This is a genomic window from Allobosea sp. (assembly GCF_035999205.1).
Taxonomy (GTDB): domain Bacteria; phylum Pseudomonadota; class Alphaproteobacteria; order Rhizobiales; family Beijerinckiaceae; genus Allobosea.
Genome location: NZ_DASYHA010000025.1, coordinates 252,238 through 277,669 on the forward strand (window position 1 = coordinate 252,238; position 25,432 = coordinate 277,669).

The 25,432-nt window shown below is 66.6% G+C and carries 18 protein-coding genes; 12 read left to right on the plus strand and 6 right to left on the minus strand.

The features are described from left to right. Positions 1-287: 287 nt before the first annotated feature. The 4 genes from VGN82_RS16630 to VGN82_RS16645 form a co-directional block, all read right to left on the minus strand. Positions 288-1,631, minus strand: coding sequence for a porin (locus VGN82_RS16630; protein ID WP_327528154.1), 1,344 nt, complete (start codon positions 1,629-1,631; stop codon positions 288-290). Between the two features lie 411 nt (positions 1,632-2,042). After that, positions 2,043-6,377, minus strand: a complete 4,335-nt coding sequence (locus VGN82_RS16635) for a translocation/assembly module TamB domain-containing protein (protein ID WP_327528155.1) — start codon at positions 6,375-6,377, stop codon at positions 2,043-2,045. Then, positions 6,377-8,389 carry an autotransporter assembly complex protein TamA gene (locus VGN82_RS16640; RefSeq protein ID WP_327528156.1) on the minus strand — a complete coding sequence of 671 codons (2,013 nt, stop codon included), beginning with the start codon at positions 8,387-8,389 and terminating at the stop codon, positions 6,377-6,379. The genes VGN82_RS16635 and VGN82_RS16640 overlap by 1 nt, the downstream gene beginning before the upstream one ends. Positions 8,390-8,504: 115 nt before the next feature. Then, a complete protein-coding gene (locus VGN82_RS16645; protein ID WP_327528157.1) occupies positions 8,505-9,257 on the minus strand; it encodes a hypothetical protein in 753 nt (250 codons plus the stop codon). A 194-nt stretch (positions 9,258-9,451) separates the two neighbouring features. Between VGN82_RS16645 and VGN82_RS16650 the strand changes: the two genes are divergently transcribed. Both VGN82_RS16650 and VGN82_RS16655 read left to right on the plus strand, forming a co-directional pair. Beyond that, positions 9,452-9,805 (plus strand): VOC family protein, encoded by a 354-nt coding sequence (locus VGN82_RS16650; RefSeq protein WP_327528158.1) that lies wholly within the window; start codon positions 9,452-9,454, stop codon positions 9,803-9,805. 113 nt (positions 9,806-9,918) lie between these two features. Further along, positions 9,919-10,416 carry a DUF4142 domain-containing protein gene (locus VGN82_RS16655; protein WP_327528159.1) on the plus strand — a complete coding sequence of 166 codons (498 nt, stop codon included), beginning with the start codon at positions 9,919-9,921 and terminating at the stop codon, positions 10,414-10,416. A 1,108-nt stretch (positions 10,417-11,524) separates the two neighbouring features. On the opposite strand, the gene VGN82_RS16660 is transcribed toward VGN82_RS16655, so the two are convergent. Then, positions 11,525-12,331 (minus strand): class I SAM-dependent methyltransferase, encoded by an 807-nt coding sequence (locus tag VGN82_RS16660; protein WP_327528160.1) that lies wholly within the window; start codon positions 12,329-12,331, stop codon positions 11,525-11,527. A gap of 199 nt (positions 12,332-12,530) precedes the next feature. Between VGN82_RS16660 and VGN82_RS16665 the strand changes: the two genes are divergently transcribed. The 10 genes from VGN82_RS16665 (at position 12,531) to VGN82_RS16710 (ending at position 24,273) form a co-directional block, all read left to right on the plus strand. Then, the gene (locus tag VGN82_RS16665) at positions 12,531-13,460 is read left to right on the plus strand and encodes a LysR family transcriptional regulator (RefSeq protein ID WP_327528161.1); all 930 of its coding nucleotides are present in this window, start codon (positions 12,531-12,533) and stop codon (positions 13,458-13,460) included. Positions 13,461-13,575: 115 nt separating this feature from the next. Then, entirely contained in the window at positions 13,576-14,460 is an 885-nt protein-coding gene (locus VGN82_RS16670) for a shikimate dehydrogenase (protein WP_327528162.1), read from the plus strand. Positions 14,461-14,520: 60 nt separating this feature from the next. Next, a complete protein-coding gene (locus VGN82_RS16675; protein ID WP_327528163.1) occupies positions 14,521-15,657 on the plus strand; it encodes an ABC transporter substrate-binding protein in 1,137 nt (378 codons plus the stop codon). A 204-nt stretch (positions 15,658-15,861) separates the two neighbouring features. After that, positions 15,862-16,740 (plus strand): branched-chain amino acid ABC transporter permease, encoded by an 879-nt coding sequence (locus VGN82_RS16680; protein ID WP_327528164.1) that lies wholly within the window; start codon positions 15,862-15,864, stop codon positions 16,738-16,740. A gap of 50 nt (positions 16,741-16,790) precedes the next feature. After that, positions 16,791-17,762, plus strand: a complete 972-nt coding sequence (locus tag VGN82_RS16685; RefSeq protein ID WP_414644350.1) for a branched-chain amino acid ABC transporter permease — start codon at positions 16,791-16,793, stop codon at positions 17,760-17,762. Beyond that, entirely contained in the window at positions 17,759-18,502 is a 744-nt protein-coding gene (locus tag VGN82_RS16690; RefSeq protein WP_327528166.1) for an ABC transporter ATP-binding protein, read from the plus strand. Before VGN82_RS16685 ends, VGN82_RS16690 begins: the two co-directional genes overlap by 4 nt. Before the next feature lie 11 nt (positions 18,503-18,513). Continuing rightward, positions 18,514-19,251: an ABC transporter ATP-binding protein gene (locus VGN82_RS16695; protein WP_327528167.1), complete on the plus strand. Its 738-nt coding sequence runs from the start codon at positions 18,514-18,516 to the stop codon at positions 19,249-19,251. Beyond that, a complete protein-coding gene (locus VGN82_RS16700; RefSeq protein WP_327528168.1) occupies positions 19,248-20,306 on the plus strand; it encodes a Gfo/Idh/MocA family protein in 1,059 nt (352 codons plus the stop codon). The genes VGN82_RS16695 and VGN82_RS16700 overlap by 4 nt, the downstream gene beginning before the upstream one ends. Before the next feature lie 24 nt (positions 20,307-20,330). After that, positions 20,331-22,223 (plus strand): bifunctional sugar phosphate isomerase/epimerase/4-hydroxyphenylpyruvate dioxygenase family protein, encoded by a 1,893-nt coding sequence (locus VGN82_RS16705; RefSeq protein WP_327528169.1) that lies wholly within the window; start codon positions 20,331-20,333, stop codon positions 22,221-22,223. Between the two features lie 94 nt (positions 22,224-22,317). Further along, complete coding sequence (locus VGN82_RS16710; RefSeq protein ID WP_327528170.1) at positions 22,318-24,273, plus strand: bifunctional 2',3'-cyclic-nucleotide 2'-phosphodiesterase/3'-nucleotidase; 1,956 nt, start codon at positions 22,318-22,320, stop codon at positions 24,271-24,273. Between the two features lie 7 nt (positions 24,274-24,280). Here the strand turns inward: VGN82_RS16710 and VGN82_RS16715 are convergent, their stop codons facing one another. Next, on the minus strand, positions 24,281-25,363 hold the full coding sequence (locus tag VGN82_RS16715; protein ID WP_327528171.1) for an HD-GYP domain-containing protein: 1,083 nt from the start codon (positions 25,361-25,363) through the stop codon (positions 24,281-24,283). Between the last annotated feature and the right edge of the window lie 69 nt (positions 25,364-25,432).

The window sequence follows — 25,432 nt, forward strand, 5'->3', positions numbered from 1 at the left end:
GGAGGCCGGCTACGCCTAAAGCCAAAAGGATCATGGCTTCAGGCACTTGAACGACGTCGCTCATTTCCGGCCGCATGCCGCAAGCCGTCCAGACCCGAGGGGTAAGCCCAGCTGCGCGACTTGTGTCAAAAACAAGACGACGCCTTCTAGAAGGCGCTTCGCGAGCCGGCTGTCAACCGTCACGCGGCGGCGGCCCATCGCCCGGCGTTCACCGAAGGCGGCCTGGTCCTGAAACGAAAAAGCCCCGGGTTTCCCCGGGGCTTCCGACAAAAGATCGCTTGAGACGATCAGAAGTCGCGCTGGATGCGCAGACGGCCGGTGAAGGCGTCGTCCGACTTGATCGTGCGGGCCGGAGCGCCGAGCGAAGCCGACTTGAAGTCGGCGATGCGGCGGCTCAGCTCGACGCGCGAGTAGAGAACCTCGACGCCGATGTCCAGGCCGGAGACCGGCGACCAGACGAGGTTACCAGCAACGATCAGCTCCTTCGGGTCGAGACCCTTGAGGGTGCCGCCGACGACGAGCGGGTTAGCAACACGACCGAGCTCCAGCTCCGAGTACGAACCGTAGATGTCCGAACGGATGGTGGGGGTCCAGTAGTGACGCAGGCCGGCGACGATGCTGAAGCCGGTGGTCGACTTCAGGCTGCCGACCAGCGGGTCGACCGTGAAGTCGTTCAGAGCGACCAGACCGAGGCGGCCATAGCCGGCCGTTCCGCCGTAGCCGAGGTAGCCGATGGCGCCGTCAGCGTAGGCAGCCTGCAACCAGAGGTGGTCGCCAGCCGACAGCATCGGCAGGTTGAACTTCACACCGGCCTGGATGGCGTAGCCGTACTCGTCGTTCGAGACGGCGACCGGGACGAGAGCGCCCGGCGGGGTGAACAGAGCAGACTGCGTGTTGCGGTTGCTGATCACACCCGACAGCTGAGCAGCGCCCCAGCCCTGCTCGACACGCAGCGAGGCGACGATGTCGGGCATGGTCATGCCGTCATAGGCGCGACCAACGGGGGTGAGCTGACCAACGGTCGACGGATCTTCGAGCGACAGCGTGGCGCTGAAGCCGCTGCCGAACGTGGCGGTGTAGGCCAACAGGGTCGGCGAACGGTCCGAGGTGCGGACGACGCTGAAGCCCAGGTCGTTGGCGTAGAAGTCGAAGAACGACTGCGCCTTACCAGCGGTGATCGGCCCGAACTGGACGAAGCCCTTGTCGAGGTTGATCGACGAGTCCTGAACGTTGCGGTTCGTGAAGGCGACCGGGTTGGCGCCGGCGTTCGCGCCGCCGTAGCGGTAGGAACCGGTGCTGGTCGTCACGTCGTAACGGATGAAGGTGCGGAGCGTGCCGTAGGCGGTCGCGGTGCGGGCGTCGATGTTGATACGGCCGCGAGCGCGGGTGCCGTACGAATCCTGGCCAGCGAACCAACGCTCACCGAAGGTGTACTCGGCGCGCAGACGGCCGCCGACGCGGAGGCAGGTCTCGGTGCCGGGGATGTAGAAGAAGCCTGCGCCATAGGCGGAGCAGACGCGAACGTATTCGACCGGAGCGGCCTTCCGCGAGGGAAGGTCGGCGGCCTGAGCCCCGGCGACCGCGGCGAAGCCGGCGGCGGAACCGAGGAGGAGGCTCTTAACGAGCTTCATTGGTAACCTCCAAAAGAGTTTCGAGACCCTCGGGCTTCGGCTTGTTCTGATGTCGGCCAGCCCCAGGAGACCCAACCGACGAACCCGCCTATTCCCGGCCTTTCGCCCATGTCCCTGAACCATTCAGAGGCAAAGACGAAAAACAGCGACCGGGAACGTCCCGACGCAGGACAACCATACGAATGCCGCAGGGCCGATCAACCTCGATCACGCCGCCGAGAGGTTCCGGGGGGTGCTTTGGACCCCGGTGTTGCAGGCAAGTCACGCTTTGACCGCCGAAATTTACGACTGATTAACCCCACCGCACCGTGCGGGGCTGTTTTGAGCCGTTCCAGACCAGAATCAGCGAAGGCGTTGTCCACAGATCCTGTGCACCGACGGGGAATCGATTCCCGCTCCACAGGCGGTCGTTCAGTATTCCCACTCCGCGCCAACGCCGACCGCGGCGCTGCCGTCGGCGCCCGTCTCGGCCTGGACCTTGATCCGGCGGGTCACGTCTATGCCGATCGAGACGCCGCTATCCTCCGGCTTGGCGCCAGCCTTGAATCCGACGGAGACGTTGTCGCCGATATAGCGCGACACGCCGACGGTGGGCCCGCCCGCGCCGACCTGGATGTCGAGATTGTCGACGCCGAGCGACTTGCGCAGGCGTTCGAACGAATCATCGCCGCCCCCGCCGGCGAACTGAGCCGCCGTCTGCGCTAGCTGCAGCGCCTGGAACGGCGACAGCGAGCCCGAAGCCCGAGCGAACAGCAGGCGCGAGAGCACCTCGTCCTGCGGCAGCTCCGGTGTCGAGGCGAAGACGAAGCTCGGCTGATCGGCCGGGCCGCTGATGATGACGCGGGCGGTGACGTCGGAGGCGCGGGTCTCGGCGACGAAATCGAGCTCCGGCATCGTGCCCCCGGCGAAGGTCAGGCGACCACGGCTGAAATCGATGCGCTGGCTGAGCACGCTGAGGCGCCCCCGCCGCAATTCGAAGCCGCCGTTGAGAGCCGGAGCAGCCAGCGTGCCGCCGACCTGGATCTGGCCGCCGAGCTCGGCATCGATGCCGCGTCCGCGAATGAAGACGCGGTTGGGAGCGGAAATCGTCAGGGCAAGCGCGGCGTCGAAGGCCGGCGTTGGCCGGGAGCCGCGCGCCGCCCGGGACGCCACACGCTTCTGCTCCGCGAGGCGGGCGGCGGCCGTTCCGGTCGGCCTGATATGCCTGATGCCGTCGACCGGACGCAGCGAGGCCGGAAGACGGTCCGGAACCGCGACATCGAGCGAGAGCACGTCGACGCGCCCGCCGATCCGCGGCCGCTGCGCCAGCGGCCCTGATATATCGAGGCCGAGATTGGCGACGGCGGTGACGATGCCGCTGGAGACGAGCTGGGCGCGATTGCCCTGGATGCGGATCTGCCCAGGGAAGCCGGCGGCGGGATCGAGCAGGAGCCGGCCGCTCGCCGAGATCGTGCCGCCATTGGCCGTCTGCGCGCTGGCGCGCTCGATCGCGAGGTTGTCGCCATTGGCGGCCAGCCTCGCCTCGATATTGTTCAGGCGCACGCCCTGCAGCGCGTCGGTGAAGCTGCCATTGGCGAGGGTCGCCGTGCCGCTCAGACGCGGGGCCGCGGCCGTGCCGGCGGCGCGCATGTCGAGCATGACCGTGCCGGTCAGCCTGCGGCCCTGGGGCGCGAGCATCGCATTGGTCAGGACAGCGTCGACCCGGCCTTGCGCGACGAGGTCGAGCGCCCCCGCCGCGCTGAGCGGAGCCGTGCCGCGAACCGTGAGGCTGGCACCGCGCCCGGCGTTGACCGTCGCATCGACGCTCGTTTCGTCGCCCTTGAGCTCGCCCTTGGCCGCGATCTCGACCGGCGGCAGCCCGGCCTGCCGGGTCTCCGGTGTCACGAGGCGCGCGATCTGGAGATTCCATGGCCCGGTCGGCGCGGCACCCGTTCCGCGGATCCGGGCCTCGGCGTTCAGCGTGCCGGCGAGATCAAGCTTCGGAGCGAGAATGCGTACGGCCGAGAGCGGGATATCCTTTGCCGCCAGGTTCAGGTCGAGCGTCTCGCCCGCCTTGCCGTCCAGCGTCAGGCGCCCTTTCTCGATCGCCAATGTGAGACCAGCAATCTCGATTCCCGCAGCGGGGAAGCTGAAGGTCGCGGGATTGGCCAATGCGATGCGGCGACCTTCGCGGCGGGCGTCGAAAGTGGCGAGCTCAAGCTTGAGCGGTTCTCCGGGAACGAGCTTGCCGGCGCCGGTCAACGCGAAGCCGCGCGCCGCGGCACTGAGGGTGAAGGCGCTGGCATCCGGCGCCCCCTTCGAATCGAAGCGGATCGCGCTGAAGGTCTCCCCCGCCAGAAGGGCACGGTCGATGCCAATCGCGGCGTCGAGCATCGGGCGCCCGTAGATATCGGACGCCGCCGCCGTCGCATCGAGCTTGTCGATCGCGACGGAGGGGCCGGCGAGCTTCGTCCCCCTCGCCTTCAGCTCGAGGTTCTGCCGGCCTTCGACGACGGCGAGCGCGATGTCGGCATCGAGCTGGCCGCCGATCTTGGTCAGGGCGAGTGGCGACAGGTCGTCGAGGTTGCGCGCGGCCAGCGTCAGGCGACCAGCGGCGCGGCTCGTGGGATCAAGCGTCAGCGCCCCGTTCAACCGGACCGAGCCGATCGCGATGTCGAGTGCCGAGAGATTCCAGCCGTCGCCGGGCAGGCGCGCCAGCGCCACCGTGCCGGTCGCAGGCTTCGAATCGATCTCGCCGTTCAGCGTCAGGCGGGAATCGAGCGCACCTTGGAGATCGCGAACGACAGCATCGATGGCGAGGCGCGGGATCGGCCGGGCGAGCGCCGTGGCATTGGCGACCGCGATGCGGGCCGTGGCATCGAGCTTGTCGCGCGGGCCGGTGATCTGCGCGTTGATGTCGCCCCTGCCCGACAGGCGCGGATCGGCGCGCTTCAGGTCCGGCAGTGCGAGAGCAAGCTTCAGGTCGGAGGTGCGAATGCCGATGCCGCCATCGGCCGTGAAGGCGGCGTGCTGACCCGCGACGCGCAGGCCTGCCACCGTGATGTCATCGGCCAGCGAGCGGACCTGCCCCGCGAGGGTCAGGTTGCCGGCGAGAAGCCGATCCAGCACGGCTTCGCCGGTGGCGAGCCGGTCCCCCTTGCCAGTCAGTGTCGCGCCGTAATCGTTCAGGCGCGGCGTGGCGTCGATCTCGGCGGCGAGCTCGGCCCGGCCTGCGAGCGGGCGCTTGGCGAGACCGCTCAAGCGCGCAAGATCGGGCAGGACGGCCTGGAGGCGGCCGAGCACGCGCGCCTTGCCGGCCTTTCCATTGTAGTCGAGCTCGACGCCGGACATGGCAAGACGCAGCGTCTCGAAGTCGGCCGTTCCATCGTCCTGCGCGACGCCGCGGAGGGTGAAGGCGACGCGCTCTCCGACGGCCCGGGCAAGCGCGCGATCTGCGAGCGCGATGCCCGCGGCCTCGCCATCGGCAGTCAGGGTGATGCGGGTGCCGGCCTCGCCGATGGTGCCGGTCGGAGTCGCGTTGAACGTCATGCCGAGGCGGGAGAAGCCGCCGGCCGGAAGCTTCGCATCCTGCGCGTCGAGCGTGGCGACGACGGTCGGGCCCGCGACCGGACCCTTGATCGTCGCATCGAAGGCGAGCTTGCCGATCTCGGTGCCCGAGGCGACGGTCTTGCCCTCGGCGTTGGGACGTGCGGCAGCGGTGACGCGGAGGTCCAGCGTCTTGTCGGCATTGTAGCGCCCGAGCACGTCGAGCCGGGCGAGCGCCGAGACCAGGGCGAGGTTGCGGATGTCGATGGCGCCGGCATCAGCAAAGCCGACCGAGCCGTCGAGGCGAGTCGAGCCGGCGAAGACAGGCGCGATCGGGGCCGGCATCAGCCCTTCGATGCGGGCATCGAGCGCGAGGTTGAGCTGACGCTCGGCTCCGCTGCGGGCAAGCGTCGCCTGCCCCTGCGCGCCGATCGTCGGGCCCGCGGTAAAGGTCAGGTTCGAGCGAAAGGAATCGAGAGGGCCGTCGCCATTGAGGTCGAGCTGGACTGGCGGCTCCCCAGGCAGGCCAGCGACCTTGGCGATCAGCCCGCCGGCCGGCTCGTCGAGCTTGGCCGCGAGTTGCAGCCGGGTGGTCTGCGGCACGAAGCCGAGATTGACGTTGAATTGGCCGGGCGCATCGAGCCGGCGCGCCTCCAGCCTGAGGTCGAGCCCCTCGCTCGGCGGCCCCAGCGTCGCCGAGCCGGTGGCGCCGAGCCGCGCGGGGACGCCGAGAACCGGCTCACCCAAAGCGAGTTCGTTGAGCTGAAAGGCTCGCACGATCACCTTCAGCGGCAGCTCCGGCAGGATCGGCGCATCGCTCGACGGCGGCGCGCCGGCCGGCTGCGGCGCCTGTTTCCGCAGGAATTCGAGCTTGCCGATCTCGAGACGGTCGATATCGAGCCGACGCAGCAGGAGCGCGCTGCGCGTCCAGATCAGCCGCGCCCGGTCGAGCCTGAGCCAGGGGCCGTCGCGATCTGACAGCACGATATCGCGGATCTCGACATCCGACGACAGAGCACCGTTGACCTGCCCGATCGAGACCTGGCTGGTGTCGCTCGACAGCGCCTTCGAGATCAGGTCGGCGACGATGCCGCGATCGGTCTGGGCATTCTGGGCGAAGCCGCCGAAATGCGCCGAGGCCAGGAAACCGGCGATCAGGAGGACGGCGAAGAGCGCGAGGCGCCCAAAACCCGACCGAACAAGTGCGAGAGAGCGGCCCATCAGAAGGCCTGCCCTATGCTGACATAGAGCGCGACTGGCTTGTCGCCCTTGCGCGGGTTGAGCGGCGCGGCGACATCGACCCGGATCGGCCCGATTGCGGTGTAGTAGCGCAGGCCGAGACCAGCGGCCATCTGCAGCTGCTGCTTGAAATCGGGAATGCTGCTTTCGAAGGCCGTTCCGGCATCGAAGAAGGGCACGATGCCGATGGTGTCGGTGATCTTGATGCGCGCCTCGACCGAGGCTTCGAACAGGCTGCGGCCACCGATGAGCTGGTTGTACGGGCCGAGTGGCGAGAGCGTGCGATAGGCATAGCCGCGCACCGAGCCGCCGCCGCCGGCGTAGAAGCGCCGCGTCGCCGGGATCTCGTCGAGGCTCGCCCCCGAGATCGAGCCGAGCCCGATGCGGCCGGCCAGCACATAGCGGGCGTCCTCATCGAGCGCGTAATAGGCTGAGAACGCACCCTTGGCCTGGAAAAGGCCGACCGTCGAGCCGAGGAATTTCGGATAGGGTGCAACCGAGGCGGTGACGCGAAAGCCTCTTGTCGGATCGAGCAGGCTGTCGGTCGAATCGTATTTCAGCGAAAGCGGGATGCCGACGAGCGTGTAGTCGACCTCGCCGAGCACGTCGCTGGTCTGGCCGCGCTCGAACTCGATTCCGGCCTGGACCGAGAAGGTGTCGCTGAAGCGGCGCTGGATCGCGCTGGTGACGTTGGCGTAGCGGGCCGTATAGCCGCCATAGCGGCTGGTTCCGACTCGCTGGCGCGTGGCGAATCCGTCGAGCAGCCAATCGTAGCGGCTGCCACCGAGCGCGGGCTTGAGAAAGCTGAAGCCGAACCGCCCACCGATATCCGAGCGCTCGAAATCGTCGAACTTGGTGATCTTGGTGCCGTCGATGCGCGGGGCGAGGAAGATGTCGCCTTCGAGACGCAGCCGCTCGGCGCCGCCGAAGAGGTTGCGATGCTCCCAGTATGTCTTCATCGCCGGGCCATCGATGGTCGAGTAGCGCGCCGAGAAGCCGAGCAGGCGCTTGGGACGCTCGGTGACGTCGACGAAGATCGGCAGGTTGCCGGCTCCGTCCAGCCGATCGGCCTCACGGATGCGCACCGAGCCGACCGCGGGGATGGTGGCGATCGAGCGGCGCGTGTCGGCCAGCCGCTTCGGCGAATAGGGATCGCCCGGCTCGAGATAGATGAATGAGCGCACGACGGCCGGCGGGATCTCGTCGGTCTGGCCGATGGTGACGTCGCCGAAGCCCGCGACCGGGCCGGGCTCGACCACATAGGTCACGTCCATGATGCGCGTCGCATGGTCGACGACCGGATTCAGCGCGACCACCTTGGCAAGCGGGCGCGACTGGGCGCGCAGATTGTCGATCAGTGCCGCCTGGGCCGCGCGCAGCGCCGAGGACGTTGCGGGATCGCCGGGCTTGAGCCGCGTAACCTTCTCTGGGTTCGCAATCGCGGGAGGGCCGGCGATGCCACGCTCGCTGACCGCGATGTTTCGCAATCCAAAGACCGGACCGGGCTGGATTCTCACGGTGATCGGCACCGCATCGCGATTGCGGTGCGTTTCGAGCGCCCTGACGAGCCGGGCATCCGGCTCGGCGCCGACCTTCAAGCTCACGCCATCGACGACGAGCGCGACCTCGGCGTTGAAATAGCCCTGCGACCAGAGCGCATCGACCAGCGGGTTGAGGTCGGCGGCCATGCGGCGCGCCAGCGTCTCGCCGTCAGGCGGGGCATCCTGGCGCAGGCGGTAGAGCAGCGAGGCGTCCTGGAGGGTCCGTGTCAGCGCCTTGGCGTCGTCGGCGCCGCCGAGGTCGAAGTCGAGCCGATAGGGCAAGGTCGTCGCGCTGACGGCGGGCGGCTCGTCCTTTTTCGTGAACAGGCCGAAGACGTCGAGCGAGGACAGATCAAAGGCCTGCGCCGGTACGGACTGGACACCGAGCAGCGCGGCGAAAGCGCAACCGCTTCCGCCTGCAACAGCGCGGGCCGCCCTCCGCCACAACCGCATCCAGCCTCCAGACAACGCCACCGGCACGCGACGATTAAGGTCAAACTGTGTTCAGAGCATGATCGGAAACAATGTCGATGATCTTGCGATCATCGACAAGGCCCTATCGAACATCCTAGCGCAGGGTCAGCGATACTGTTCCCAGCGGGCTGAGCTTCGTCACCACCTCGCCCTTGCCCGGCGCGAGGACGCCACCGCAGAGGCTGCCGGTGGTGACGATCTGGCCGGCGCGCAGGCCACCCATCAGCTCGTCCTTGCGGTTCGCCCAGGCGAGGAAGGGCGTCATCGGATCGCCGTTCCCATGCACCGCCGGCTGGTCGTAGATCGTGACTCCGTTGAGCGAGATGAAGCAGCCGAGGCCGGTCAGGTCATCCAGGACCTTCATGTCCAGCTCCGGGCCGAGGAAATAGCCGCCATGGCCGAGCGCGTCGGCGAGCCAGAGGGCGAAGGGCACGCCCTGCCAGTTGGCGAGGCGGCTCTCGACGATCTCGATGCCGAGATAGGCCTTGTCGCAATGGCCGAGCAGCTCGGCGCGCGAATAGGGCTGGCCAGGGCGCATCGGCACGTCCTTGGCGAGCCTGAGCGCGATCTCGATCTCGACACGCAGTTCGGCGCCGATCGCACCGTCATAGACGTCGCCCGGCGCCAGCCATGGCCCGGGCATCAGGCCGGCGACCGGCAAGCCGCCCTCGGCGATCGCGACCTTCCAGCCCGCCTCGGCCTGACCGAGGCGCCTGGCGATCTGCGCCTGCACGTCGAGCCCTTCGAGGAAGGAGGCGGGAACCGGCTGCTCGCTCATCTCGATCAGGGCCTTGTCGCGGCGGGCGGCGACCAGCGCATCGCGCAGGGTCTCGTTCGTGTTCGGCATTGCGTCTCGTCCCTGCTCTCTGATCCGGATTGGCGGTGGGCACCCTGCACGAGGCGCTTCCGCGACGCCACCCTGCTAAACGCGGGGGCCTGCCCGGACAAGGCGCATGGCTCCGCGCACGGCCCGCCGCGCTGCTGCCACGAGCCGTCGGCAGTTTCGCGCGGAATGGCGCCATGGCCGAAAGGGATGACGGAATGACAAGATCAGAGAACGACCGCCGCATCGACTATGTCGAGTTCAACGTGGCCGATCTCGGCCGGGCGCGGGACTTCTATGCCGCCGCCTTCGGCTGGGTGATGACCGATTACGGGCCGGAATACTGCGCCTTTGCCGATGGCCGGCTGGAAGGCGGCTTCACGACGCAGGGGGTCCCCAACCCGGGCGGGCCTCTCGTCATTCTCTATGCCGACGACCTCGCCGCGACGCAGCGGCGGATCGAGTCGGCGGGCGGGCGCATCGTCAAACCGGTCTTCGATTTCCCCGGCGGTCGCCGGTTCCACTTCGTCGACCCCGACGGCTACGAGCTCGCCGTCTGGTCGAAATCCTGATCGGCTCCAGGGGTTGGCCGACGCGAGACGCGGAGCGGGTTTCAGCGGAACCCGCGCCGCCCCCACCAAGTTTACCCGTGATGCTCCCCAAAATCAGAAAGGCATCGGCCGCGATGAGACAGCTTCTATCGATCGCCACGGCGGCCGTTCTCTGCGCCTCGGCCACCTTCGCGCAGACGGCGCTGCAGCCGCAGGATTTCGTCACCCAGGCGGCGGTCGCGAACCTGTTCGGGGCCCAGTCGGCGACGCTGGCCCTGCACAAGACGAACTCGCAGGAGATCAAGAGCTTCGCGCACCGCCTCGCCAACGACCATGGCACGACCGGCAGCAGCCTGAGGCAAATCGCGTCCCGGCGCTCGGACATCGCATTGCCGGAACGCCCCGACGCCCGCCATCTCGACATGCTGCGCGACCTGTCGGCGAAGCAGGGGCCCGATTTCGACAAGGCCTATGTCGCGGCCCAGCGTGCCGCGCAGCAGGAGACCGTCGCGCTCGTTTCAGCCTACGCGCAGAACGGCTCCGACCCCGAGTTGAAGGCCTTCGCCGAGAAGACCCTGCCAACGCTGCAGGAGCTCGAACGCAGGGCGAAGGCGCTGCCGGCACCGCAGTGAGCCGCGCGCCCCGGAGCAAGCAATTCTGTTTGAGTGTCGGCTTTCGACCCATTGCGGCCGTCAGAACGACGTGACAACCTCGTTTGTCCGCGTTTTCAACGGTTCTTCAATGACAGGATTGATCTATATTCCGTTTAGAAGAGGCTATCGGCTCCTCTCTCTCGGGATTGTTCTGACGACCGTATCAATAACATTGGGCGTTACGCCTTGGCATTTTCAGTTCGCCACGCGAAATGGAAACGCGTGCGAAGACTGCTATCCAGAACTTTTTTGGCTAGTAATTGCTCTTCCCATATCGGCAATTATATTTGTTTTTGGCTTGGTGTCTGCCGTAGAAACTTCTTTCATTCGGAAAGGGCAGACGCAAGCAGGCCCAGATTGATATCGACTTCAGTCTGTTCGGACGGCCGCTTTCGACCCAAAGAAGACATCTATCTTAAGGAGCAATCTCTTAAGTCTTGATGCTCTAGGCGGAAAGGCGACGAGCCTGCCCCGAACATGGGTATGCACTCGCGCCGCTCATCCGGCGAGTAAAATCGGAACGTCCCGCTCGCTGTTCTATCTACGGTACCAATGAACCGCCAGCGCTCCGAAAAGCTTGCACGAAGCATGGCATAGCTAACTTCCGTTGGAGGCTGATCCGAGTTTAGGGTGACTGCCGTTGCACCTCCGCCGGGGTGGGCAACGACCAGCCATTGTTCTGGAGTTGCGTAGATACTGGCTTGAGTTGCCGGTCCCCAATCGTCCCACATGCGGCTGTCGGATTTGCCGTGGCCATTTTCGACCACTAGCCGCGAGAAGGGTATCCAATCTTCGCCTAACCACCATTCAAAGCGCGCTGTCGCGTTTGCCCCGGAGAGGTCTAGGGCAACGGTCTGTCGGGGAATGGAGTACTGGGCATTACAGCTCCATATCGTAGCCGCGATGGCGAGCAAGAGCACTGGTAGGCAGCCAAATCTGAACATGAAGAGCGGTGATTACACTTAGCGGGCGGTTACGAAGATGCGATTTTTGCGGCCAGATCAACCGCCGCTTCCGACCCGTTGCGGATTTTCCCGTTGGCGGATGAACTGACGCGTCTCACAGGTCCAGTCCATGACTTCCAGGTTCAGGCTGGGGCCAAGCCGCGAACCGCGCGGAACACCATGGGAAATGACCTGGGTCCATCAGGCAGGCCCATCAGATATCCGTCACGAACATGCTGTTCGATCGCGCCGCGAGCGTCGTCGGAGAGAGCCATCAGTATGCCTGTGACACTGCCAGGGCCCGTCGTGAACGTCGCCCAATAATCCGCGAAGGACGAATATTCGCAGTCCACGACAATGGGAGCCTCCGTCACGTCGGTGAGGCCGAGTTTCCGCCACAACGCCGCCTGACCGCCAGACCAAAAGAGCTGGCGCCCCGCTCGCGTCGACCTGAGCTTTGCGAAATCGGCCTCGAGCACAGCTCCGGTATGAATGACGAGGTCCCAGGCGGGCATACCACCAAGAAACTGAGTGACAGCGGAGGCGACGACGCCGCCTGGTCGGGTCACGCGCTTCATCTCGGCTACAACCTGTTCAATCTCCGGGATGACATCCAGAGCCAATGTCGAAACGGCCGCATCGAAGGCGTTATCGTCGAAGCTCATGGCCCGGATATCGTCGTGTTGATAGGTGATATTGGGGTGGGCCCGACGCAGGCGGGCTCCTTCCAGATATCCCTCCGACGCATCAACCCCGATGACACGCGCTCCCGCCTGAGCCAGCGCTTTCGACAACACGCCCGTCCCACAGGCTACGTCGAGTACCCGACCACGCGGAACGAGATTGGCACAAGCGAGGAACGGGCCGGCGAGATGTTCGCTCCAGCGCCCCATGAAAGTCTCGTAGATGGCGGGGTCGGCCCAGTTGTATCGAAGTTGCGCGCTTTCCATGGCTCGCCGTCCTCACTCGACCTTGACCGGAGCCTAACACGGTCTTGCGGGCCGCGCGTGTCCCGCGATTTGTGCAGCCGGCTACGTCAACTCCCGCGCCCCAGCCGGCGTTCAAACTGACGCTCTCTTCCCACTCGCCCGCTTGACAGCCGCATACGAGCCGCCTCCGTTGATCGTCAAAAGACGGGGGAAACGGTCGATGCTCACCTTGCGGCAGATCGAGGTGATCCGCGCCATCATGATCGCCGGCACGATCAGCGGTGCGGCGAAGCTGCTCGGTGTGTCCTCGCCCGGCATCAGCCGGCTGATGAAGCATACCGAGCGCACGCTGCGGCTGAGGCTGTTCGAGCGCCGGCACGGCCGCTATGTGCCGACGCCGGAGGCCAACGACATCTTCGAGCAGATCAACGGCGTCTACAAGAAGGTCGACGACCTGCACTACACGCTGGCGCGGATCGAACGCGGCGGCGAGATCGAGTTGCGGATCGGCTCGGTGCCCAGCATCTGCCACGTCATGGTGCCGCGCGCGATCGAGAAGCTGAAGCGAAAGCATCCGGACCTCAGGCTCGACATCAACATCCTCAAGATCGAGGAGGCGCTCGATTATCTCCTGCTCGGCAAGGGCGAGATCGCGGCGATGAGCTACAAGCTCGACCATCCCGGCATCGCTTTCGAGCCGCTGAGCCTCGGCGAGCTGCTCTGCATCGTGCCGGAGGGGCATGAACTGGCCGGGCGCGAGGTGATCTCGGCCGCGGAGATCGTGCGCCATCCACTGATCGGCATCGACCCCAACGACCCCTATGGCCGGATCATGGCCGAGATCTTCAGCCGCCAGGGCCTGAGCTACGACATCGTCATCAAGGCGCGCTTCGGGACGACCGTCTGCTCGCTGGTGCGGGCCGGTCTCGGCATCGCCGTGATCGACCAGTTCACCGTTGCGCATGGCTCGATGCAGGGCATCGCCACGATCCCGATCGCCGAGCCGACGCAGTTCCAGACCTATGTCGCAATCAAGAACGACAAGGCCCCGTCAGTTTACGCAGAGAACTTCGTGGCCCTGTTGCGGCAGGAGATGGACGCCGTCGTCCGGCCGCGAGCGAAGGCAGCTGCGAAACCCCTGGCAAGATAACATCAGGTTAGGTAAGCGGCACGAATTGGTTATCGCGTTACGGCAGTCGATCGGCGTATTCTCAGTGTGGCAACGCCTGCTGACAACGACGGGCGAGCCACAGAGGGACGAGACAATGCCGGCCTACCCCATAGCCAATCGCACCAAGCGCGTGCTGCTCGGGCTGATCGGCTCGCCGATCGCGCATTCGGCTGCGCCCTCGATGCATGAGACCGCGGCGCGGCTGGCGGGCTTCGAGCTGCATTACCACCTGATCGAGGTGGCCGGCGCCGGCCGCACCGACCTCGCCGCCATGCTCGATGGCGTACGCCGCATGGGCTTCTCCGGCGTCAACGTGACCTTTCCCTACAAGGAGGCGGTGATCCCGCTGCTCGACGCGCTCTCGCCGGAAGCCGCGGCCATGGGGGCGGTCAACACGGTGGTCGCGCGGGACGGCAAGCTCACCGGCTACAACACCGATGCGACCGGCTTCGCCACCGCCTATCGCGCGCTCGGCCGCGACGACGGCGATGCACCCGTCGCCATCATCGGCACGGGCGGCGTCGGCAAGGCGATCGGGTTCGCGCTCGCCGGCAGCGGCGTGCGCCACCTGAAGCTGTTCGACAGCGACAAGGCCAAGGCACAGGCGCTGGCGACACAGATCGGCGACCGCGCCCGGGTCGAGATCGCGGCCGATGTCGAGGCCGCGGTTTCGGGCGCGGCCGGCATCGTCAACGGCACGCCGATCGGCATGCTGCCCAATCGCGACAGCCCCGTTCCGGCCGATCTCATCCGAAAGTCTCAGTGGGTCGCGGACGCGGTCTATCATCCGCTCTGGACACCGCTGCTGAAAGCCGCGCAGAAGGCGGGCGCCACGGTGATGACGGGTCGCGAACTCAGCATCAACCAGGCCGTCGACGCCTTTGCGCTGTTCACCGGGGTGCAGCCCCCGGCCGGCGCCATCGCCGATGCCTTCGACAAAGCCCTGGCCGCGCAGGAGGCGAGCCACCACGCAGCCTGAGAACGACCCGCGCCAGCCGGGCGAACAAGAAACCAAACCAACCCCTGGAGGAGACATTCTATGAAGACCCAATGGATCATCGGCGCCGCGCTGGCGACCGCGCTTGCCCTGCCGGCCTCGGCCCAGGAGAAGGTCAAGCTCGTCGACGTCGTGGAGCTGTCGGGCGCCGGCGCCACCGCCGGCACCAACTGGAAGAACGGCATCGACCTCGCCGTCGCCGACATCAACGCCAAGGGCGGCATCCTCGGCAAGCAGATCGAGATCGTCCACTACGACACGCAGACCAATCCGGGGAACACCCGCGCCGCCGTGCAGCGCGCCATCGACGAGGGCACCTATGCCGTGCTCGGCCCGGTCTTCTCCGGCCCGATCGGCGCCTCGATGCAGATCGCCCAGCGCGCCGAGATCGCCCAGTTGGTCGGTGGCGAGGCCGCCGGCCTGACCAAGCAGGGCAACCCATTCCTGTTCCGCACCTCGCTCAGCCAGGCGGCGGCGATGCCGAAGATCGCGAAATACCTCAAGGACACCGTCAAGGCCGGTTCCGTCGCGGTGGTCTGGGTCAACAACGACTTCGGCAAGGGCGGCCGCGACGCGATCATCCCCGAGCTCGAGAAGGCCGGCATCAAGGTCGCGGCCGATGTCGCAACCGAACAGGGCCAGGCCGACTTTGCTGCCGACGCGATCAAGATCAAGAACTCCAACGCCGACGCCGTCTTCGTCTATCTGAACGAGGAGGAAAGCGCCCGCTTCCTGCGCGCCGCCAAGCAGCAGGGCATCACCAAGCCGATGGTCGGCGAGACGACGCTGCTCGGCGCCAAGGTCATCGAACTTGCGGGCGACGCCGCCAATGGCGCCAAGGGCCATGTCGGGCTGTCGATCGACGCGCCGATCCCGGCCTTCCAGGACTTCGGCAAGAAGTTCCAGGCGAAGTACAACTACGCCTCCGACCATAACGGCCTGAAGGGCTACATGGCCGTCTACATGGTCAAGTGGGCGACCGAGAAGCAGAAGAAGTTCGACAAGAAGGGCGTCGCCGATACGCTGCGCGGCGCGACGATCAAGCCCTCGGACGAGCCGGGCATCCTCATCGAGACCACGATCGAGCAGAACGGCGACCTCGACCGCGAGAGCTTCCTCGCCGAGGTCAAGGACGGCAAGCAGGTGATCACGGCGACGCTGCCGAAGATCAAGCCCTAAGCGACCGCGACCGAAACCCCTCCCCCTTGTGGGGAGGGGTAGGGGTGGGGGTCGCGAAGGCAGCCTCCGCGGATGTCCCGAGAACGAAACCGCTGGTCCGGGGCTTTCTCCGCCACCGATCGCCAAGCGGCACCACCCCCACCCCAACCCCTCCCCACAAGGGGGAGGGGTTCGCGTCGAGCCAAACGTGCAAGGCACCAAGCCATGGCCGAGTTCATCGCCTATCTCATCGCCGGTATCGCAACGGGTGCGATCTATGCGCTCGCCGCGATCGGCTTCACCCTGGTCTGGCAGACCTCGCAGACGATCAACTTCGCCCAGGGCGAGTTCGTGATGCTGCCGGCCGTGCTGGTGCTGCTGGCGATCAAGCTGTTCGGAGCGCCGGTCTGGCTCGGTGCGCTGATCGGCATCGCTGCCTTCATCCTGATCTTCGGCGTCGGCTTCAAGCTCGCCGTGGTCGACCCGATGATCCGGCATGGCGTGCTGCCGCTCGCCATCGCCACCATGGCGTTGTCGATCATCATGAAGGAAGGCGCCAAGGACGGCTTCTCGGCCGAGGCGCAGAACTTCCCCTCCTTCGTGCCGACGCAAACGATCGAGGTCTTCGGTGCGGCGATTTCACTGCAGCATCTGGCGATCATCGCCTGCGCCTTCGCCGTCATCGGCCTGCTGCAATGGTTCGTCGGCGGCACCCGTCTCGGCCGGCAGATGCAGGCGACGGCGCAGAATCCCACCGTCGCGCGCATCCTCGGCATTCCCGTCGAGCGAATGGTGCTGCTGACCTTCGTCATCAACGCGGCGCTCGCCGTCGTCGCTTCCGTGCTGATCTCGCCGATCTATCTCGCCAAGTTCTCCAATGGCGAGGTCATCGGCCTGTTCGCCTTCATCGCGGCGATCGTCGGCGGCTTCAACCAGGTGCGCGGCGCGCTCGTCGGTGGGCTCCTCGTCGGCGTCGTCGATTCGCTGGCCGCAGCCTATGTCTCGAGCTCGTACCGGCTGGCGGTGCCGCTGGTGCTGCTCGTCGTCATCATCCTGCTCAAGCCCGAGGGGCTGATGGGCCGCAGAGAGGAGCGCCGCGTATGAGTGCGCCCGCAACCGATGGCCGCCTGGCCTCGTCCCCTCGCCTCGCCCGGCTGCCTGGCCTCGGCGGCGCGATCGACGGCACCTTCCTCACCCTCGTGATCGGCGCCGCGATCCTCTGGTTCGCGCCGGTCGGGATGGGCCGCTACGGCACCTATGTGCTCTCACTCTGGCTCGTCATGAGCATCGCCGTGATGGGGCTCAACCTGACGCTGGGCTATGCCGGGCTGAAGTCGCTGGCGCAGGCCGCCTTCATGGGGCTCGGTGCCTACACGACCGCGCTGCTGACGACCAAGGCCGGCGTGTCCTGGTATGCTGCCTTCGCCCTGTCCGGTCTGCTCACCTTCGCGGTCGGCATCGTCCTCGGTTTCCCGGCGCTGCGGGTCAAGGCGCATTACCTCGCCTTCGTGACGCTCGCCTTCTCGACGCTGATCTGGCTGATCCTGCGCAACGAGCAATGGCTGACCGGCGGTGTCTTCGGCATCTCCAACATCAACCGGCCGGAGTTCTTCGGCATCAAGCTGTTCGGCGCGCTGGAATTCCACCGCTTCGTCGTCGCGGTGACCTTCATCCTGGCGGTCGCGCTGTGGTGGCTGATCCGTTCGCCCTGGGGCCGCGCCTTCACGGCGCTGCGCGAGAATCCGATCCGCGCCGCGAGCCTCGGCATCGACACCCGCACCTATACGCTGCTCGCATTCGCCATCGGCTCGGCCTATGCGGGCTTCGCAGGCGCGCTCTATGCGCCGCTGGTCGAGTTCATCGACCCCTCGCCCTTCTCGCTGTCGCAGAGCTTCTTCCTGCTGCTGATGGTGGTGGCGGGGGGCGCCGGCTATCTGCTCGGCCCCTTCGTCGGCGCGCTGCTTGGCGTCGTGCTGCCGGAGTGGCTGCGCTTCGCCGGCTCGCTCTACCTGATCATCTTCGCAGCGATCGTCATGCTGCTGCTGATCGCCTGTCCGCAGGGCGTCAGCGGCCTGATGGAGCGCGGCTGGGCGAAGCTCACCGGCAAGCGGGGAGACGCCCGATGAACCAGGTTCTCGAAGTCAACAACCTCCACAAGGCCTTCGGCGGCATCAAGGCGGTCAACGGCGTGTCGTTCTCGGTGAACGAGGGCGAGATCCTCGGCATCATCGGCCCGAATGGCTGCGGCAAGTCGACCCTGTTCAACTGCATCCTCGGCCAGCTCGAGCCGACCGAAGGCGCGGTGAAGCTCGACGGGCGCGATGTCACCAACATGCGCCCCTCCGACCTGAACCGGCTCGGCGTCAGCCGCACCTTCCAGCTCCTGCAGGTCTTCCCGGAGCTGACCGTGCGGGAGAACCTGATCCTCGCCGGGCAGGAGCATCAGGGCTCGATGCTGTCGCGGCTGTTCGGCGCGCGCGATGCCGGGCTGACGGAGAAGGCCGAGCAGATGATCGGCTTCTTCAAGCTCGGCCATCTCGCCGACGCCAAGGCCGGCGGACTTTCCTATGGCCAACAAAAGCTGCTCGACGCCGCCATGGCGTTCATGGCGGGCCCGCGCCTGGTGCTGCTCGACGAGCCGGCCGGCGGCGTCAACCTGACCATGCTGGGCGATCTCAAGGAGCGCCTGCGCGCCATCAATGCCGAACAGGGCGCGACCTTCGTCGTGATCGAGCACAACATGGATTTCGTCATGAGCCTGTGCTCCCGCGTCATCGTGCTCGCCGAGGGCAAGGTGCTGGCACAGGGCACGCCGGCCGAGGTCAGGGCCAATCCGGCCGTGATCGAAGCCTATCTGGGGCATTGAGGAGCGACGCGATGAGCACCCCCATCCTCGAACTAGACGGCGTGGTCGGCGGCTATGGCGCCATGACCATCCTCAACGGCACAAGCTTCAAGGTGCCGCGTGCCGCCATCACCACCGTCATCGGCCCCAACGGCGCTGGCAAGTCGACCGTATTCAAGGCGATCTTCGGACTGCTCAAGGTGCGCGAGGGCCATATCCGGCTGGAAGGCACCGAGATCACCAACTGGAACCAGCGCAAACTGCTGGAGGCCGGCATCTGCTACGTGCCACAGGGCCGCAACATCTTCCCGGAGCTGTCGGTCCGCCACAATATCGAGCTCGGCGCGGTCGCCGCGGGCTCGCACATCACCGACATGCCCAAGCGCATCGAGGCCGCGCTCGACCGCTTCCCGTCGCTAAGGGCGAAGGCGGACGTGCAGGCCTCGACGCTGTCCGGCGGGCAGCAGAAGCAGCTCGAGATCGTGCGCGGGCTCCTGCTCGATCCGAAACTCGTGCTGATCGACGAGCCTTCGATCGGGCTCTCGCCGATGATGGTGCAGGAGACCTTTGGGATCCTGATGGAGCTTCGGTCGAAAGGTGTCACCATCCTGATGGTCGAGCAGAACGCCCGCTCGGCGCTGGAGATCTCCGACGAGGGCCTCGTGCTCGAACTCGGCCAGACGCGCATGCAGGGTCCGGCGGCCGAGATCCTCGCTGATCCGCGTGTTGCGCAGCTCTTCCTCGGCGGCGCCCTGACGGAGGCCGCATGAGCGCGAAACTGAAGATCGCCCTCGTCGGCGCAGGCCTGATCGGCCGCGCGCATCTGGAGCGCCTGGACGCCTCGCAGGACTGCGACTGCGCTGCGATCTGCGACCCGACCGACGCTGCCAGGGCGCTCGCGGCCGAGCGCGGCACGCCCTGGTTCGCCTCGATCAGCGACATGCTGGCGGCGATGACGCCGGACGGCGCGATCATCGCGACGCCGAATGCGATGCATGTGCCGGGCGCCATCGAATGCCTGGAGGCCGGTGTTCCGGTGCTGATCGAGAAGCCGCTCGCGGAAAGCGTCGCGGCGGCCCAGCTTCTGATCGCGGTGCAGGCGCGGACCGGGATTCCCGTGCTCGGCGGCCATCACCGCCGGCACAACCCGATCGTCAAGGCGGCGCGCAAGCTGGTGCAGGAGGGCGGCATCGGCCGTCTCGTCGCCGTCAATTCGCTGTTCCTGATCCGCAAGCCCGACGACTATTTCGACGTCGCCTGGCGGCGCGAGCCCGGGGGCGGGCCGGTGCTGATCAACCTGATCCACGACATCGACAACCTGCGCTTCATCTGCGGCGAGATCGACAGCGTGCAGGCGATGACCTCGAACGCGACGCGCGGCTTCGCCGTCGAGGACACGGCGGCGCTGATCTTCCGCTTCACCAATGGCGCCCTCGGCACGGCAACCGTCTCTGACGTGACGCCGACGCCGTGGAGCTGGGAACTCTCCTCGGGCGAGAACAAGGCCTATCCGCAGCGCGACGGGCTCTGCTACCTGATCGCCGGCAGCGAAGGCTCGCTGTCCATCCCTTCGCTCGAGCGCTGGCATTACGAGGGCCGGCAGGGCTGGTGGGAGCCGCTGCTGCGCGAGAGCGTCGCGATCGCGCCGCTCGAACCGCTGGCTGAGCAGATCCGGCATTTCTGCGCCGTGATCCGTGGCACGGAAACCCCGATCACCGACGCGGCTGACGCCGCCCGCACGCTGGCCGTGATCGAGGCCGTTGCCGAAGCCGCGCGGAAAGGCGGCCCGGTCACGATCGGACAGACGAAAGCCAAAGCCGCCTGAAGCTTGCCGGATGAGGATTGCCGCATGAACCCGACCTCGATCGCCACCGTCTCGCTGAGCGGCGACCTCGCCGAGAAGCTGGAGGCGATCGCCGCCGCCGGCTTTGACGCGGTCGAGGTCTTCGAGAACGATTTCCTGACCTTCGACGGCGGCCCGCGCGAAGTTGGTCAGATGGTCGCCGATCTCGGCATGACGATCTCGGCCTTCCAGCCCTTCCGCGATTTCGAGGGCATGCCGGAGCCGCTGCGCGCCCGCACCTTCGCTCGGGCCGAGCGCAAATTCGCCATTATGAACGAGCTCGGCGCGGAGCTGATGCTGATCTGCTCCAACGTCTCGCCGCAGGCGCTTGGCGGCATCGACCGGGCGGCGGCGGACCTCCGCGAACTCGGCGAGCTCGCCGCCCGCTACGGCGTGCGTGTCGGCTACGAGGCGCTGGCCTGGGGCCGCCATGTCAACGACTACCGCGACGCCTGGGAGATCGTGCGCCGGGCCGACCACCCGCGCATCGGGCTGATCCTCGATTCCTTTCACACGCTGGCGCGCCAGTCGCCGCTCGGTCCGATCGCCTCGATCCCCGGCGACCGGATCTTCCTTGTCCAGCTCGCCGACGCGCCGAAGCTCGACATGGACGTGCTGAGCTGGAGCCGGCATTTCCGCTGCTTCCCCGGCCAGGGCGACCTTGCCGTCGTCGATTTCGTGCAGGCGATCGCGCAGACCGGCTACAACGGGCCGCTCTCGCACGAGATCTTCAACGACCAGTTCCGTGCCGGTTCGGCCCGCAGGCTCGCCACGGACGGCATGCGCTCGCTGATCGCGCTTGCCGACCAGAGCTCACCGACGCTGCCGCCGCGCGCACAGATCCTGGGCGTCGAGTTCATCGAATTCGCGCTCGACGAGGAGACGGCGTCCGAGCTGGCTCGGCTGTTCTCGGCGCTGGGTTTCCGCCAGACGGGGCAGCATGTCAGCAAGTCCGTGACGCGCTGGAGCCAGGGCGGCATCAATCTCCTGCTCAACACCGAGAAGGACGGCTTCGCCCAATCGCATGCGATCATGCATGGGCCCGGCGTCTGCGCGATCTGCCTGCGGGTCGAGGATGTCGAGCAGACGATGGCGCGCGCGGCCGGCCTGCGCATCCAGAGCTTCGAGCAACCGGTCGGCCCAGGCGAGCTGCATATCCCCGCCATCCGCGGTGTCGGCGGCTCGCTGATCTACTTCACCCAGCCGGAGGGCGAACTCGGCCATATCTGGGACAAGGACTTCGTGGCGGTGTCGGAGCCGAAGTCGCCGGCCCAATCCCCGGCCCCCGCCGCGCCGCTCGAGAGCGTCGACCACATCTCCCAGTCGATGGACTATGAGGAGATGCTGTCCTGGCTGCTGTTCTACACCTCGCTGTTCCGGCTTGAGCGCATCCCGCAGCTCGCCATCGCCGATCCAGGCGGGCTCGTCGAAAGCCGGCCGCTGGTCAGCGCGAACGGCTCACTGCGTTTCATCCTGAACGGTTCGCAGGCGACGCGCACGCTGTCGTCGCGCTTCGTCTCCGAGCATTTCGGCTCCGGCGTCCAGCACATCGCCTTCGATGCGCCGGACATCTTCGCGGCGGTCACCGCGATGCGCGCCGCGGGGCTATCCTTCCTGGACATCCCCGAAAACTACTACGAGGATCTCGAGGCGCGGCACGGGCTCGATCCGGACCTGATCGACCGGCTGCGCGAACACCACATCCTGTACGATCGCGATGGCGAGGCCGAATTCCTGCAGGTCTACACCCATGTCTTCGCGCAGCGCTTCTTCTTCGAGATCATCGAACGACGCGGCGGCTATGCCGGCTTCGGGGCGGTGAACGCGCCGGTCAGGCTCGCCGCGCAGGCAAGGGAAGCCCGCCCGGTGACGATGCCGCGCTCGCTGCGGGAGGTGTAGAGCGGCTTGATGGGGCGATGACGCCAACTTCGCCATGCCATGGCGCCGCTGCAATGCTAACGTCGGCCTGGATCGGCAGGAGCAGGGACTGGTCATGGCACGAGAGAAGCGCTTCAATCGCCGTGACACGCTGAAGGGAGCTGCAGCATTGGCCGTCGGCGCAGCCCTGCCCTCGACGCTCGGCGCCCAGACACCAGCCCGGCTGAAGCTGCGCGTGCTGGAGACCACCGATCTCCACGTCAACATCGTGCCGTACGACTATTTCCGCGACGCCGCCGACGACACGGTCGGGCTCGCCAAGACCGCAAGCCTGATCAAGGCGGCGCAAGCCGAGGCGAAGAACAGCCTGCTCTTCGACAATGGCGACTTCCTGCAGGGCTCGTCGCTTGGCGACTACATCGCCTACAAGAAGGGCCTGAAGCCCGGCGAAACCCATCCGATGATCGCCGCGATGAACGCGCTGCCCTATCTCTGCGGCACCATCGGCAACCACGAGTTCAACTACGGGCTGGACTTCCTCGACCATGGGCTCGCCAAGGCCGAATTCCCGCTGGTTTGCGCCAATGTCGAGAAGATCGGCGGCTATCCGCTGGTCGACCCTTGGCGGCTGTTCGAGCAGAGCTTCGAGGACGAGAGCGGACAGCAGCATGTCCTGAAGATCGGCGTGATCGGCTTCGTCCCGCCGCAGATCATGCAGTGGGACAAGGCCAATCTCGACGGCAAGGTCACCGCTACCGACATCGTCAATGCCGCCCACAAGCATGTACCGGAACTGCTGAAGGCGGGGCCCGACCTCGTCATCGCGCTCTGTCATTCCGGCATCGCCGGCGGGGAGCGCAAGGGGATGGAGGAGAACGCGGCGCTGCATCTGGCCGCGCTCGACGGTATCGACGTCATCCTGACCGGCCACCAGCACCTCGTCTTTCCCGGCGCCAAGGCCTTCGACGGGCTCGCCGGCGTCGACAACGTCAGGGGCACGCTGCACGGCAAGCCGGCCTGCCAGCCCGGGTTCTGGGGTTCGCATCTCGGCATCGTCGACCTCGAGCTGGAGAAGCGCGACGAGCACTGGCGCATCGCCGCATTCAAGGTCGAACCGAGACCGATCTTCGAGCGCATGCCGGATCGCAAGATCGTCCCGAAGGCCGCTGCCGAGCCAGCCGTGCTCGCGAGCGTCAAGGCCGATCACGAGGCGACACTGGTCTATATGCGCGAGCCTGTCGGCACGACCGCCTCGGCCATCAACAGCTTCTTCGCGCTCGTCGCCGACGACCCTTCCGTGCAGATCGTGGCCGAGGCGCAGATTGCTTATGCCAAGGGACTGATGGCGCAGACGCCGTGGAAGGACCTGCCGGTGCTCTCCGCCGCCGCCCCTTTCAAGTCGGGCGGCCGGGCGGGACCTTCATTCTACACGGACATCCCGGCCGGGCCGATCACCATCCGAAACGTCGCCGACATCTATCTCTACCCGAACACCGTGCAGATCGTGAAAATCACCGGCGCGCAGCTGTCCGAGTGGCTGGAGCGCTCGGCCGGTATCTTCAACAGGATCGACCCTGCGAAGACCGGCGAGCAACCGCTGATCAATCCAGCGTTTCCCCCCTTCAATTTCGACGTGATCGACGGCGTGACCTACAGGATCGATGTCACGCAGGCCTCACGCTATGACGGCGACGGCAAGCTCGTGGCGCCGGAGGCACGCCGCATCGTCGATCTCGCCCATGCGGGCCGACCGATCGACGGGGCCGCCGAGTTCATCGTCGTCACCAACAATTACCGCGCCTCGGGCGGCGGCAATTTCCCGGGCACCCGGACGACCGTGGTGCTGGAGGCGCCCGATCTCAACCGCGACGTGATCGTGCGCCATATCCTGTCGAAGGGCACGATCGAGCCGAAAGCCGACGGGAATTGGTCGCTGGCCCCCCTGCCCGCTGGCGTGGAGGCGACCTTCGTGACGTCACCCGCAGCGGCGGGAAAGCGGCCGGAGGGACTTGCGGCGGAAGCCGCCGGCGATGCCGGCGAGGGCTTCGCCAAGTGGCGGCTGCAGAGGTGAGACTCGCTCAGGCCGCCTGCGCGGGCTTCAGCACGACGTCGCCGAAGGCGCGGACCAGATCCGCGTCGAGTTTCGCGCCCATCAGCACCAGCAGGTCATAGGCCTGATCCGGCAGCAATGGCAGCTTGTAGCTGCGCCGTTCGATCAGTGCCGCGTAGATGTCGCAGATCGTGATCATCCGCACGATGTCGGAGATTTCATGGCCTCTCAGGCCGTCGGGATAGCCTGTACCGTCGAGATATTCGTGGTGCGAGCGAACCGCGGCGAGGACTTCGGGCCGGATGCCGCCCTGAGCGACCAGCATCTGGTGGCCAACGACGGGGTGGCTGCGCATGACCGCCTGCTCGGCCTCGTCGAGCGCGCCGGGCTTGTGCAGGATGTCGAGCGGAATCCGCGCCTTGCCGATGTCGTGGAGCACGGCGGCACGCGTCACGAGCCGGCGGTCGTCTTCGCCGAAGCCGAGCCGATGCGCGAAGCTGGCAGCAAGACCGGCGACGAGCATGCAGTGCTGGTAGGTCAGGTCGTCATAGCTCCAGACCACCTGGAGCCAGTCGCCGATATCGGCGGCGCCGGCCGCCTGATCGATCGCGTCTACGGATGCCTCGACCGCCGCGAGCGGGATCGCTTTTCCCGAAGATGCTGATTGCAACATGTCGGCGAGTGAAACCGCCGCGGTTGCGAGATGGGCGCGGGTGAAGGCCTGCGTACCGCGAGCCGGGTCTGCGTCCTCGCCCTCCTGCAGCAACTGGCTGATCGTCTTGACGAGCACGGACGGCGCCGCTCCTGCCGGCAGGATCTCGGTCGCGCCGATGGCTCGCGCCTGGATGGTTGAGCGCGCGGTCATGTCCCGCAGCAGGCAGAGATAGGGCATGTCCTTGCGGCGATGACGAGTCAGAGCCTCGCGAATGGCCTCGACCGAACGCCGCTCGCCGAGATCGACGTCGCTGACGACGATCCTCGGCTGTGCGACGGCGCGCTCGCCCTGGCCCTTGCCCTGGCCGTCGAGCGCGACGACAGCACAGTGTCCCAAGAGGGCCAGGCCTCTTGCGACGTCCCGGCTTTCATCCGAGCGATCGGTGATCAGAAGCATTCCAGCAGGTATCCGCGGCCCGACATCATCGCATCACGGCACCATTGGAACCGGCAAATATGAATTTAC

Bases quoted from the DNA above. Each gene is read 5' to 3' on its own strand.
- VGN82_RS16630 (WP_327528154.1), bottom strand. From the start codon at position 1,631: ATGAAGCTCGTTAAGAGCCTCCTCCTCGGTTCCGCCGCCGGCTTCGCC.
- VGN82_RS16675 (WP_327528163.1), top strand. From the start codon at position 14,521: ATGAAGACCCAATGGATCATCGGCGCCGCGCTGGCGACCGCGCTTGCC.
- VGN82_RS16680 (WP_327528164.1), top strand. From the start codon at position 15,862: ATGGCCGAGTTCATCGCCTATCTCATCGCCGGTATCGCAACGGGTGCG.
- VGN82_RS16640 (WP_327528156.1), bottom strand. From the start codon at position 8,389: ATGCGGTTGTGGCGGAGGGCGGCCCGCGCTGTTGCAGGCGGAAGCGGT.
- VGN82_RS16635 (WP_327528155.1), bottom strand. From the start codon at position 6,377: ATGGGCCGCTCTCTCGCACTTGTTCGGTCGGGTTTTGGGCGCCTCGCG.
- VGN82_RS16645 (WP_327528157.1), bottom strand. From the start codon at position 9,257: ATGCCGAACACGAACGAGACCCTGCGCGATGCGCTGGTCGCCGCCCGC.
- VGN82_RS16650 (WP_327528158.1), top strand. From the start codon at position 9,452: ATGACAAGATCAGAGAACGACCGCCGCATCGACTATGTCGAGTTCAAC.
- VGN82_RS16660 (WP_327528160.1), bottom strand. From the start codon at position 12,331: ATGGAAAGCGCGCAACTTCGATACAACTGGGCCGACCCCGCCATCTAC.
- VGN82_RS16715 (WP_327528171.1), bottom strand. From the start codon at position 25,363: ATGCTTCTGATCACCGATCGCTCGGATGAAAGCCGGGACGTCGCAAGA.
- VGN82_RS16695 (WP_327528167.1), top strand. From the start codon at position 18,514: ATGAGCACCCCCATCCTCGAACTAGACGGCGTGGTCGGCGGCTATGGC.
- VGN82_RS16665 (WP_327528161.1), top strand. From the start codon at position 12,531: ATGCTCACCTTGCGGCAGATCGAGGTGATCCGCGCCATCATGATCGCC.
- VGN82_RS16690 (WP_327528166.1), top strand. From the start codon at position 17,759: ATGAACCAGGTTCTCGAAGTCAACAACCTCCACAAGGCCTTCGGCGGC.
- VGN82_RS16655 (WP_327528159.1), top strand. From the start codon at position 9,919: ATGAGACAGCTTCTATCGATCGCCACGGCGGCCGTTCTCTGCGCCTCG.
- VGN82_RS16700 (WP_327528168.1), top strand. From the start codon at position 19,248: ATGAGCGCGAAACTGAAGATCGCCCTCGTCGGCGCAGGCCTGATCGGC.
- VGN82_RS16670 (WP_327528162.1), top strand. From the start codon at position 13,576: ATGCCGGCCTACCCCATAGCCAATCGCACCAAGCGCGTGCTGCTCGGG.
- VGN82_RS16710 (WP_327528170.1), top strand. From the start codon at position 22,318: ATGGCACGAGAGAAGCGCTTCAATCGCCGTGACACGCTGAAGGGAGCT.
- VGN82_RS16705 (WP_327528169.1), top strand. From the start codon at position 20,331: ATGAACCCGACCTCGATCGCCACCGTCTCGCTGAGCGGCGACCTCGCC.